The following is a 12,351-nucleotide window of genomic DNA, read 5'->3' as shown; positions in this document are numbered from 1 at the left end:
ATGTTAGAAGTAAAGAATGTAAGCTATGCTTACAAAACAAAAAAAGATAAAACCATTTTGAATAATGTATCTGCTACTTTCGAGGAGGGTATTTTTTATACTATTGTCGGTCCGAGTGGTGCAGGAAAAACAACACTCTTATCGTTGTTAGCAGGCTTAGACACAGCGGTAAAAGGGACTGTCCTTTGCAATGGCGAGGACATTACAAAAAAAGGGCTGAATTACCACAGAAAGCATAATATCTCATTGGTATTTCAAAATTATAATCTGATTGATTATTTGACAACGGTTGAAAATGTCAAATTAGGTGGTAGTGGAAATGCTGAAAAATTATTGGAAGAAGTCGGCATTGGAAAAGAATACTGGCAGAGAAATGTATTGCAACTATCTGGCGGACAGCAACAGCGTGTAGCGATTGCAAGAGCATTAGCCAGCGACGCTCATGTACTTTTGGCAGACGAACCGACGGGAAATCTTGACGAAACTACCGCTGATGAAATCATTGCTTTGCTGAAAAAGACTGCACATGAATTAGGAAAATGTGTTGTTGTGGTTACACACAGTAAGCATTTGGCAGAAGAAGCCGACGAAATCTTAGAAATTAAAAACGGTGCAATTTCTTTTCTGTCTGATTAAATTAGAATAGTGCCGTAAAGGAGTTGTCATTATGGAATATTTTAGATATACCTCGACGCAATCAGTTTGAACCTAACGGCATTTTTATAACAACTGAATATAGCACAGTTTTAAAAGCTCGTACAGACTATATGTTTTGTGCGGGCTTTTTTCATGCCAGAAAAAAATTTTTTAAAGTTTTTTCGATTTTGGTTACGCTGTCCCCCACTTTCAACGCGGTATATATGAAAAGGGGCAGACACCTCTTTTCGACTAGCGAAAGGAGGTGAGGAAAATGAAACCGTCAGAACTACAAGAAAAAACCTGTCATCAATTCGATTGTGCTATTAAAACAGTTATACGTCATAGAGCGATTGACTTCTATCGAGCGATACGTCGTTCAGAGAAAAAAGAAATGCCATTCGCCGAAATTATGGACGACCTCTTAAATTCCATAGGTACAGAAGATACATATTCTACGGATTATGTTGCGGTATTTGAAGTCTGTGGAGAAAAAGTATCAATCGAAGATGAACAACTGGCTCGTGCATTGAAAGCTATTGAAGAACGAAAGCGTAATATCGTTTTACAGTATTTTTTCATTGGCGACACGGACACTTACATTGGGAAAATGCTTGACTGTTCCAGAGCGAATGTAACGAAGTGCAGAATACAAGCACTAGACAAGTTAAAGCAACTGATTGAGGAGGAAAAAGAAAAATGCCAAAAGAGCTGACACCGACTTTCACGGTTATTTCCAAAGCCTGCGACGGCGACGAAACAGCAATTTCAAAAATCTTGGAATTTTATGACCCATATATCAATCAGTGCTGTATGCGTCCGTTTTACGACGATAACAACAACTTACGTCTTGCGGTAGATTTGGAAATGAAAGGTTTTATCAAAGAAGCGATTATTCGTAAAATCTTAAACTTTGATATTAAACGCTTCTAATTCATATTGGGATTGATTATGCCCGTCTGGTCTTTGACAACTGAATAAAGCAGACAGATACGTTTGTGAGATAGCAAGCCACGGGGACTGTACGCCATGACCTTTCCAAAAGAAAGCGAGCGACCCACGCAGTGATCCGAGAGCGACTGTTGGAATAGTCGTTTTGCCACGACCTATCCTCACAGAATAATGATACGTCCGCATGGTGCGGTTCTGCCCACAAGAATGGGAATAGTTGAGATACTAACGGAGCTTTCCAAAGCCGTTTGTCTGCTTGTAAAAAAATGACACACAGTAAAGGGGGTGCATAGATTATGAACAATACTGATGTGCCTATCTGGGAAAAATATACGCTGACGATTGAAGAAGCGTCTAAATACTTCCGTATTGGCGAAAAGAAATTGCGTAAATTAGCCGAAGAAAATCTTGACGCTGGCTGGGTTATCGTGAACGGTAATCGTATTCAGATTAAGCGAAAACAATTTGAAAAAATCATAGATACATTGGACGAAATCTAATGTCATTGAGCCGTAGATATGGTATAATATTAGTAGCGTATCACGGCTCATTCCATGACGGAAAGGAGCTTTACACTATGTCTAATGTGAAACGAAAAGACAGTAAAAATCGCAATTTGCGTAATGGAGAGAGCCAGCGAAAAGACGGAAGATACGTTTATAAATATACCGATATATACGGAAAGCCACAATTTATCTATTCTTGGAAACTTGTACCGACAGACAAGACACCTGCTGGAAAGCGTGATGATATATCGTTGAGGGAAAAAGAAGCACAGATAAAAAAAGACCTTAACGACGGTATCGACACAGTCGGCGGTAAAATGACAGTCTGCCAGCTCTACGACAAGAAGAACAGTCAAAGAAAGAACATCAAAAGGGCTACTGAAAAAGGACGACAGTATCTTATGAACGCTTTGAAAAATGACCCATTAGGTATGAGGGCGATTGATACGGTTAAGCAGTCGGACGCTAAAGAATGGGCTATCAGAATGAGCGAAAAAGGATATGCCTATAAAACGATTGATAACTATAAACGTTCCTTGAAAGCGTCATTTTACATGGCAATACAAGACGACTGTATCAGAAAGAACCCATTTGAATTTAAGTTAAGTGATGTTCTGGAAGATGATACCGAACAGAAAGTTATCCTTACACCAGAGCAGGAAGAACACCTGCTTGCCTTTATGGAAAAGGACAAGATTTACAGTAAGTATTATGATGAGGTTGTGCTTCTGCTGGAAACGGGACTTCGTATTTCTGAATTTTGCGGACTGACGACGCATATTGATATGCAGAACAGAATACTCAATATAGACCACCAGTTATTGAAAGATAGCGAAATGGGCTACTATATTGAAACACCAAAGACCAAAAACGGAAAACGGGAACTTCCATTGACAGAACGGGCTTATCAAGCAATCCAAAGAATACTAAAGAACAGAGGAAAGGCACAACCGCTGATTGTAGGTGGTTACAGCAATTTCCTATTCCTAAATCGTGAGGGCTTGCCTAAAGTTGCAGGAAACTATGAGGGCATGGTGCGAGGACTGATTAAGAAGTATAACAAGTATCACACGGACAAGTTACCGAACATCACGCCACATTCATTCAGACATACTTATTGTACGAATATGGCAAACAGAGGAATGAACCCAAACACTCTGCAATATCTCATGGGACACGCTAACATAACCATGACACTTGGCTATTATGCACACGGCACATTTCAATCTGCAAAAGCAGAACTGGAAAGGCTGGCTTGTTAATATCGGAGCTTATATTTACTACTCATTTACTACTTTTGGTTGCATTTTCATGCTGGTAAATGCCAGCTTATGCAAGGTATCTTCCGAAAAGAAAATACCGATAAAGCCCTAAAATACGGGATATATCGGCATTTACCAACTTATGAAAAGATAATCAGAAATTTAGTAAGTTTTTATGCCAAAAAACAAATTTCAAGATGTCGTATTCACAGCCATTATGGCAACGGTCATGGTGTACGGGATGGTCGTTTACAATGTAGCGTTAAACATGGGAAAAGTAACCGGAGAGACTTTTCTTGCAGCAGTTCATGAACTGCCGATCATGGTGCCGGTCGCATTTATCTTAGAATTTTTTATTGTCGGAAAGATTGCGAAAGCACTTGCTTTTACGGTTGTGACACCGGACGACAGACCGCAGATCATCACCTACGCGATCTCTATTTGCATCTGTTGTATCATGTGTCCGCTCATGAGCCTTGTGGCAACTTTGTTGTTTAAGGAAACGAAAACCTTTGGTACTTGGATTCAAACATGGGCAATGAATTTCCTGGTGGCAATCTGTTATCAAATGTTTTATTGCGGACCTTTAGTTCGTTTGATCTTCCGCACCATTTTTGAGAGAAAAGGAAGCAAGGCAACAGAGCAGTCAGATGCCCCAAAAGCATAGATGGTGATACAATATAAGCAATAGACATAATTGGAAATAGAGTATTATAATAAATGTGCAGGAGAAATAAAACTTCCTGCACATTTTTAACTTTATGGGAAACTGCTTATAATGTGGTGCTATGCCACTAAGAATTGTTTTAGCGATTCTTGCAGAACTACATTTGTTTATGTTTAAGAAATGAGGTGTTATTTTATGGCAAAAAAGTTAGTTGCTTATTTTAGCGCAAGCGGAACAACAAAGAAAACAGCAGAAATGATCGCAGAGGCAGGCGATTTTGATCTGTGCGAGATCGCACCAAAGGTTCCATATACGAAAGCGGATCTCAACTGGATGGACAAAAAATCACGAAGCAGTGTAGAGATGGCTGACAAATCAATCAGACCGGAAATCGCAGATTCTAATGTGGATGTATCTGCTTATGATGAGATTATTTTGGGATTCCCGATTTGGTGGTATGTTGCACCAACTATCGTGAATACATTTTTGGAGAAATATGATCTGAGCGGCAAAAAGATTGTATTATTTGCAACATCTGGTGGCAGCGGATTTGGCAACACGGTCAGTGAGTTACAGCCATCGGCTCCTAATGCACAGATCGTGGAAGGAAAACTCTTAAATCGTATGTCTAAACAGGAGATTAGCGAGTGGGTAAAAAGTTTGTAATTGTATTTCAGACGAAGTTTTAGATTATGAAAAATTAATAGATTTGTTAAGGAGAGATGAAGAACGATGATTCGTACATTTAAGACACATGAAGTGCGTATGCAGGAAGAACTGACAGGGAGTTTATGGGAATTTGAGCCATGCGAGGGGGATTATGCAGGAACAAAGTTTCAGATGGCAACACCGGGATGCTTTGAAACAAATCCACTTTTTGCAAATTACCGTGGAGAAGCCTATTTTCGTAAAAAAATTACTGCTGGTGGAAATATCCGTATTGAGTGTAAAGGAGTGAGCCATACAGCGACAGTGCTGTTAGATGGGGAACAGATTGCACAGCATTATAATGCTTATACACCATTTTCTGTTATTAAGAAAGATTTGACAGAGGGAACCCATTTGTTGGAAATTAAGGTGGATAATCGTTTTACGGAGAAGAGTGCATTGCATATTCCGAATGATTATATGTCATATGGTGGAGTATCGCGTCCGGTGGTGTTGGAGAAAATTGGTGCCTTATATTTTGAATATGTACATGTTAAAACATATCATAAAAATGGGAAATGGACAGCCGGCGTGAAAGTCGCGGTCCATATTTTGGATCAAAAGAGGCTTGCTGGCGAGAATGTGGTGATCTCACTTCAAATAGGAGAAGTAATCTATGATTGGCAGTTGCTGTCCGATAAGGGGGACAGACAGATATTGTCTACGGAACTTATATTTGAAGATGTGCAGGAATGGAGTCCGGATTCTCCCAAATTATATGAGGTAAAGCTACAGGCAAAAGTAGGAGAAATTGTGATGGATGACTTAATAGACCGTTTTGGCTTTCGGGAAATTAAGGTGCAGGGAAAAGAAATTTTATTAAATGAAAAGAAATTTCGCATCAAGGGAGTATGCAGACATGAAGATCATCCAGACTATGGATGTGCATTGCCATATGCAGCAATTTGTCATGATCTTATGTTAATTCAACAAATGGGCGCCAATTCGATTCGCACGGTGCACTATCCGAATGATGAGATATTTTTGGACTTGTGTGATGAACTGGGTATTTTGGTTTGGGAAGAGAATCATGCAAGAGGAATAGAGGAATCAGAAATGCGTCATCCTCTTTTTGAGACGCAGGCAGAAAATGTTATCAGGGAAATGATAATGAACCATTATAATCATCCAAGTATCTATATTTGGGGCATACTAAATGAATGTGCTAGCGAAACAGAGTTCGGAAGATCATGCTATCAAAAACAATTTGCACTGATCAGGCAGTTAGATGCTACAAGACCCTGTACTTTTGCAAGCTGCAAATTTTTTCAGGACATTTGTTTTGATCTGCCGGATGTGATCTCATGTAATATATATCCAAGATGGTATGTAGACAAGCCGGTGCAGCAGTATTTGGCGGAAGTTTGTGATTGGATTAAAGAGGATGGAAAAGGAAAAGATAAACCATTTATTGTGTCGGAGATTGGGGCAGGAGCGCTATATGGCTGTCACAATTCTTATCATGGAAAATGGACGGAAGAATATCAGGCAGAAGCTTTGGCGGAGCAATTGACAGCGTGTTTAGAATCTTCAGAGTGTATGGGCGTTTATATTTGGCAGTTTTGTGATGTGCGCGTCAGCTTTGAGTGGTTTGCCGGAAGACCGCGAGAGATGAATAATAAAGGAATCGTAGATGAATATCGAAGACCCAAATTGGCATATGAAAAGGTGAAGGAAATATTTCAAAAATACTAAAAAAGATTCATCAAAAGACCGGGATCACGATCCTGTTTGTGACGCATGATACCGAAGAAGTTTCACTGCACTTGCTCCATTCGCTTTAACTCCGGTAAAACAATAGAGAGCATGGTAATAAAACAGATGCTGCCACCGATAATATTGGAGACAGGTTCTGCAAGAAATACGCCATCTGTTCCCATATGGAAGGCAAATGGCATCAGATAGGTTAATGGCACTACGATAATTACTTTACGAAGCAGGGAGAAAAATATTGCCTGCTTCTTTTTATTCAGTGATTTGAACACAGTCTGTCCCATGTATTGCAGATCCATAAAGATAAAAGCGGCAAAATATTGCTTGAGTGCGGGGATAGAGTCCTGTACTAAATTATGGTCAGAGCTGAACACACGGATCAGTGTCCCAGGAACGAGGATGATGAGACACCACATGACAGCGGTATAACTCAGTATCATGATGCTCATTACCAGTCCTGATTTACGGACACGAGACGGGCGTCTGGCTCCGTAATTGTAGCTTAGGATAGGAGAGGCGCCTTCGTTGATCGCATAGATAGGAGTTTCCACGAGTTGGCGTACGCTGGATATGATCGTCATGACGGAGATGTAAATATCGCCACCTGTGATGGAAAGTACGTGGTTACAGCAGATCGATACAAGGCTGTTGGTAAGCTGCATGATAAAACCTGCCGTGCCGAGGCTGACAATATTTTTGGCGTAACCAAAACAGCCGCGAAATTCGTATTTCCGCAGAAGACGTACTTTTAATTCCGCTTTTCGCATCAAAAAATATAAAACAAATGCGGCAGATAGAAATTGCGAGATCACCGTTGCAATAGCGGCACCCTCGACACCCAGTCCAAGCACAAAAATAAATAGGGGATCGAGCAGCAGGTTAGCGGCAGCGCCGACAGCCACAGAGGACATGCCGATCAGGGCATACCCTTGTGCATTGATAAATGGATTCATTCCGACAGCGATCATGGATGGCAATGTGCCGATCAGATAGATCATTATGTACGGCTGTGCAAAGGGAAGTGTATCCGCAGAAGCACCAAATAACACTAGCAGAGGTCTGGCGGTCAAGAGTCCAACGCTCATGAGGACAATCGCACCAAAACACAGCATGGTAAAGGAAGTATTCATAATCCGACCTGCCTTGTGTTCCTCTTTCTGACCGCGGTAGATCGAGAAGAGAGGGGCACCTCCACCGCCAAACAGATTGGCGAACGCTGTGATGATCGTAATTACCGGGAAACAAAGTCCGACAGCCCCAAGTGCTCTTGTTCCAACGTCCGGGATTCTTGAAATATAAATGCGGTCCACTATGTTGTACAGTAGGTTCAGTATCTGAGCAATCAGCATCGGAAGAGCAGCACCCAGTATGTTTCTTGTAACCGTTCCGTTTTCAAAGTCTATTCGTTTCATATAAATCAGTCCTATACTATGTAAATTTTCGATATTAAGTATAACAACTGCTTGCTCAGATGTAAAATGTTCAATGCCTGGGAGCAAATAATATCGACAACAACCCATGGTTGTGGTACACTTACAAAAACGACTACAGAGGTGAGACGACTATGATTACTATTATTGACTACGATGCGGGCAACCTTCGCAGCGTGGAAAATGCACTGCAATTTTTGGGAGAAGAGGCAAAGATCACACGAGATCCACAGGAAATCCTGAAAGCGGATAAGGTCATTCTTCCGGGTGTAGGTGCGTTTGGCGATGCGATGGAAAAACTACATAAATACAATTTGGTATCTGTGATTCGTGAGGTAAATGAAAAACAGATTCCGTTTCTGGGCATCTGCTTAGGACTGCAGTTGCTTTTTGAGGAAAGCGACGAGACGCCGGGCGTAAAAGGACTTGGTGTATTGCCGGGCAAGATCAAGGCAATTCCGCCGAAAAAAGGCTTCAAGATTCCACATATGGGGTGGAATTCTATTCAGATCAAAGAGGGAGCAAGACTGTTTCAGGGGATCCCACAGGATGCATATGTATATTTTGTTCATTCCTATTATTTACAGGCTGCAAGAGAGGAAGACGTGGCGGCAACAACCGAATATATCGTACCGATCCATGCTTCGGTAGAAAGCGGCAACACATTTGCGTGCCAGTTTCACCCGGAGAAGAGTGGAGATATTGGATTACAGATATTGAAGAACTTTTGCAACCTTTAACAGAATGGAGAGGCGATAATTATGTTTACCAAGAGAATTATTCCATGTTTGGATGTAAATAATGGACGCGTGGTCAAGGGAGTTAATTTTGTGGATCTGAAAGATGCGGGAGATCCGGTTATCGTTGGAGCAGCATACGGACAGGCTGGTGCGGATGAGCTTGTCTTTTTGGATATTACGGCATCCTCGGATGCCAGAGCAACAAAGCTTGATATGGTACGCCGTGTTGCAGAAACCGTCTTTATTCCGTTTACGGTTGGCGGCGGGATCCGTACCGTTGAAGACTTTCGTCAGGTGCTCAGAGAGGGAGCGGATAAGGTGTCGGTCAATTCGGCCGCGATCGCCAATCCAACCTTGATCTCAGAGGCAGCACTAAAGTTTGGCAGCCAGTGCGTGGTTGTGGCAATTGATGCCAAGAGAAGACCGGATGGTGGCTGGAATATTTATAAAAACGGTGGCAGAGTTGATATGGGCATTGATGCGGTAGAATGGGCGATGAAGGCAGACAAGTTAGGTGCCGGAGAGATCCTGCTTACCAGCATGGATTGCGATGGAACGAAAGATGGCTATGATCTGGAGTTGACCAAGATCATTTCGGATAATGTATCAATTCCGGTAATCGCATCGGGCGGTGCGGGCAAGTTAGAGCATTTTCGCGATGCCTTTACGGAAGCGGGAGCAGATGCGGTATTAGCGGCTTCGTTATTCCATTATAAAGAGCTGGAGATCAGAGAAGTGAAGGAATATTTACGAGATCAGGGCATTAGTGTTCGATTGTAGGAAGAGCATAGAATGGAGAGTACCAATGGCAATGATAACCAATGACTGGCTTGATGCGGTAAAGCCGGAATTTAGCAAGGAATATTATAAAGACCTGTTTTGTTTTGTGAAAGACGAATATAGCAAGTGTGTTGTGTATCCGCCTGCAGATGACATTTTTAATGCGTTCCATTTTACGCCTCTTTCCAAAGTGAAAGTTCTAATATTAGGACAGGATCCATATCATAATGTGCACCAGGCACATGGACTTAGTTTTTCGGTGCCACAGGATCAGCGGGAGATACCACCGTCGCTGCAAAATATATATAAAGAATTGCACAATGATCTGGGCTGTGATATCCCGGACAACGGATACTTAAAGAAGTGGGCGGATCAGGGAGTACTATTGTTGAACACAGTGTTGACGGTGCGGGCTCATCAGGCAGGTTCCCATCAGGGCAAAGGCTGGGAACAGTTTACAGATGCAGTCATTCAGGCAGTTAATGCACAGGATCGGCCGATCGTTTATATGCTTTGGGGCAGACCGGCACAGAGCAAGATCCCGATGTTGACCAATCCGAAACATTTAGTACTTAAAGCTCCGCATCCAAGTCCATTGTCTGCATACCGCGGCTTTTTTGGATGCAAACATTTCAGTAAAGCAAATAGTTTCTTAGAGGAGCATGGTATCGCACCAATCGACTGGCAAATTGAAAATTGCCATTGATGTGTGATATAATGAGCGAGAAACATTACTACCAACAGGACGGGAGGTTCTGGGATTATGAATTTAAGTGACGCAGAGAAGAAGGCAGTAGTTTCTGCAGAGGCACAATTACCGGACGATTTTGTGTTTGGTTTAGATATAGGAACGAGAAGTATCGTGGGGACGGTCGGTTATAGACAGCCTGACGGTCATTTTGTCGTTGTGGCACAGGCCGCAGTGCAGCATGAAACAAGGGCAATGTTAGATGGTCAGATCCATGATATTGGTAAAGTAGCAGATACGATCCGATCTGTGAGTGATCAATTGGAACAGTTGACGGGCAAGAAGTTAAATAATGTATGTATTGCTGCTGCCGGTCGTGTATTAAAGACAGTAGAGCAGGAAGCGGAAGTTACCTTTACGACAGAGACTGTTGTGACGACAGAACATGTGTATTCGCTTGACATGCTTGCGGTAGAAAAGGCACATGAGACATTGCGGCAGTCTGATAACAGTGGACTCAAATATTATTGTGTCGGTTACTCGGTCATGCGTTATTATCAGAATGATTATCCGATTACGAATTTGGAGGGGCATAAATGTTCTAAAATACGTACAGAGTTGATCGCAACATTTTTACCGGAAGAAGTTGTGGATGGATTGTATGCAGCCGTGGAACGTGCAGGCTTACATGTCGAAAATCTGACGTTAGAGCCAATTGCTGCGATCAATATTGCAATACCGGAACGTTTTCGCTTGTTGAATATTGCATTGGTTGATGTTGGAGCGGGAACTTCTGATATATCGATCACGAAAGATGGCAGTATTATCGCCTATGGCATGATACCTGCGGCAGGTGACGAATTAACAGAATGTATTGCCAAGCATTATTTGGTAGATTTTCAGGAAGCAGATCGCATGAAGTGCGAGAGTACCGAGCAGGAAGAAGTAGAATTTCAGGATATTATGGGACTGCCGATGACAGTAAAGTCTTCAGATATTGCAGAGGTTGTTCGAGAAAATGTGCAATCGATCACAAAACAGGTTGCAGAGAAGATCATAGAATTAAATGGAGATAAGTCAGTAAGTGCTGTGTTTGTTGTCGGAGGCGGCGGTAAGATCACAGGATTTACGGAATGTCTGGCAGAGTATTTGGGAGTGGCAAAAGAAAGGGTTGCATTGCGTGGTTCGGAAGTGCTTCGTGAGGTTACGTTTCTGCGTCAGGATTTAGAGATAGATTCTCTGCTGGTTACACCGATCGGTATATGTATGAATTATTATGAGCAACGTAATAATTTTGTGTTCGTCTCTGTGAATGGGGAGCGTATTAAGCTTTATGATAAGGGAAATCTTACGGTTATAGATGCTGCGCTTCAAAAAGGGCTTACGAATGATAAGGTATTTCCACAGCGAGGCGATGCAGTTGCCTATTATGTACAGGGAAACTTACGTATGCAGCGGGGAGAGCCGGGAGAATCTGCGGTTATCCGCGTGAATGGAGAGGAAGCTTCCATTGCAACGCCAATTCATCAAAATGATGTGATAGAAATTGAAGTATCGACGAAGGGAAAGCCGGGAAGCATAGAGATACAAGCACTGCCGGAGTACAAGAGTGCGATTTCTTTCTATGTCAATGGCGCCAAGGTCGACTGTCCTTGCTTTGTCTCTGCAAACGGGCAATTGGTATCTGCGTATTATGAAATTCAAAATGAAGATAAGATTGAGATATTGCCATATTACACATTGGAACAGCTGTTAGACTTTATGGATATTGCTGCGGAGGGGGAAGTACTTGTCAATCATGTTCCGGCGAATCTGCAGACAAAGGTATACGAGAATTTCTCGGTAGATTGCCAAATAACGGACAAGTTTCATGAGACGGAAGCTGTGCCGCAGGAATCCATGAGCAGCAGTGATATGGCAGCTATAGACCGATCGCACGAACCGATGCCTGTCAGTGATACAACAGATGAAAGTCAATCGTCAGAAACAGTAAACACAGAGAATATCACAGATGAGCAGAAGAGTCAGAGCTTTGATCCGGAGAAAGATTTTGCGATCACGGTGAACGGCGAACCTTATGCGTTGCGTGGAAAGACACATTATATATTAGTGGATGTGTTAGATATTTACCCGATTGACACCAGTAAGGCGCATGGCGATTATATGGAGATTAAGATAAATGGTATGGATGCAGAATTCAGCCAGCCTTTAGCAGAACACGATGCCGTTATCCTGCGCTGGGTTACCCGTTAGGACTTTAGTAACTCTGG

Annotated in this window: 13 protein-coding genes; 12 read left to right on the top strand and 1 reads right to left on the bottom strand. The window is 42.2% G+C overall.

Features of this window, described 5'->3' with window-relative positions:
- The 8 genes from DXB73_RS00345 (at position 1) to DXB73_RS00305 (ending at position 6,425) form a co-directional block, all read left to right on the top strand.
- A complete protein-coding gene (locus tag DXB73_RS00345; RefSeq protein WP_003431891.1) occupies positions 1-636 on the top strand; it encodes an ABC transporter ATP-binding protein in 636 nt (211 codons plus the stop codon).
- Positions 637-910: 274 nt separating this feature from the next.
- Entirely contained in the window at positions 911-1,351 is a 441-nt protein-coding gene (locus DXB73_RS00340; protein ID WP_003431889.1) for a hypothetical protein, read from the top strand.
- Positions 1,336-1,569, top strand: coding sequence for a helix-turn-helix domain-containing protein (locus tag DXB73_RS00335; protein ID WP_003431885.1), 234 nt, complete (start codon positions 1,336-1,338; stop codon positions 1,567-1,569). The genes DXB73_RS00340 and DXB73_RS00335 overlap by 16 nt, the downstream gene beginning before the upstream one ends.
- Positions 1,570-1,883: 314 nt before the next feature.
- Entirely contained in the window at positions 1,884-2,087 is a 204-nt protein-coding gene (locus DXB73_RS00325; RefSeq protein ID WP_002347229.1) for an excisionase, read from the top strand.
- A 77-nt stretch (positions 2,088-2,164) separates the two neighbouring features.
- Positions 2,165-3,355 carry a site-specific integrase gene (locus tag DXB73_RS00320; protein ID WP_025489609.1) on the top strand — a complete coding sequence of 397 codons (1,191 nt, stop codon included), beginning with the start codon at positions 2,165-2,167 and terminating at the stop codon, positions 3,353-3,355.
- A gap of 175 nt (positions 3,356-3,530) precedes the next feature.
- Entirely contained in the window at positions 3,531-4,022 is a 492-nt protein-coding gene (locus tag DXB73_RS00315; RefSeq protein ID WP_118689780.1) for a DUF2798 domain-containing protein, read from the top strand.
- A 195-nt stretch (positions 4,023-4,217) separates the two neighbouring features.
- Positions 4,218-4,688: a flavodoxin gene (locus DXB73_RS00310; protein ID WP_118689779.1), complete on the top strand. Its 471-nt coding sequence runs from the start codon at positions 4,218-4,220 to the stop codon at positions 4,686-4,688.
- Positions 4,689-4,754: 66 nt separating this feature from the next.
- Positions 4,755-6,425: a glycoside hydrolase family 2 TIM barrel-domain containing protein gene (locus DXB73_RS00305; protein WP_118689778.1), complete on the top strand. Its 1,671-nt coding sequence runs from the start codon at positions 4,755-4,757 to the stop codon at positions 6,423-6,425.
- Between the two features lie 62 nt (positions 6,426-6,487).
- Here the strand turns inward: DXB73_RS00305 and DXB73_RS00300 are convergent, their stop codons facing one another.
- Positions 6,488-7,855, bottom strand: a complete 1,368-nt coding sequence (locus DXB73_RS00300; protein WP_118689777.1) for an MATE family efflux transporter — start codon at positions 7,853-7,855, stop codon at positions 6,488-6,490.
- Between the two features lie 152 nt (positions 7,856-8,007).
- Between DXB73_RS00300 and hisH the strand changes: the two genes are divergently transcribed.
- From hisH to DXB73_RS00280, 4 genes are read left to right on the top strand one after another with little or no spacing between them, the layout of a single operon-like run.
- Positions 8,008-8,613, top strand: coding sequence for an imidazole glycerol phosphate synthase subunit HisH (gene hisH, locus DXB73_RS00295; protein ID WP_022025956.1), 606 nt, complete (start codon positions 8,008-8,010; stop codon positions 8,611-8,613).
- A 21-nt stretch (positions 8,614-8,634) separates the two neighbouring features.
- Complete coding sequence (gene hisF, locus DXB73_RS00290; protein ID WP_118507067.1) at positions 8,635-9,393, top strand: imidazole glycerol phosphate synthase subunit HisF; 759 nt, start codon at positions 8,635-8,637, stop codon at positions 9,391-9,393.
- A 25-nt stretch (positions 9,394-9,418) separates the two neighbouring features.
- A complete protein-coding gene (locus tag DXB73_RS00285; protein WP_022025959.1) occupies positions 9,419-10,099 on the top strand; it encodes a uracil-DNA glycosylase in 681 nt (226 codons plus the stop codon).
- Positions 10,100-10,156: 57 nt separating this feature from the next.
- The gene (locus DXB73_RS00280; RefSeq protein WP_118689776.1) at positions 10,157-12,334 is read left to right on the top strand and encodes a cell division FtsA domain-containing protein; all 2,178 of its coding nucleotides are present in this window, start codon (positions 10,157-10,159) and stop codon (positions 12,332-12,334) included.
- Positions 12,335-12,351: the final 17 nt, after the last annotated feature.

Origin of the sequence: Clostridium sp. OM05-6BH (assembly GCF_003481635.1) — a bacterium.
Taxonomy (GTDB): Bacteria; Bacillota; Clostridia; order Lachnospirales; family Lachnospiraceae; genus Butyribacter.
Note: the sequence above shows the minus strand (reverse complement) of the source record. Positions and strands in the feature narration are given on the sequence as shown.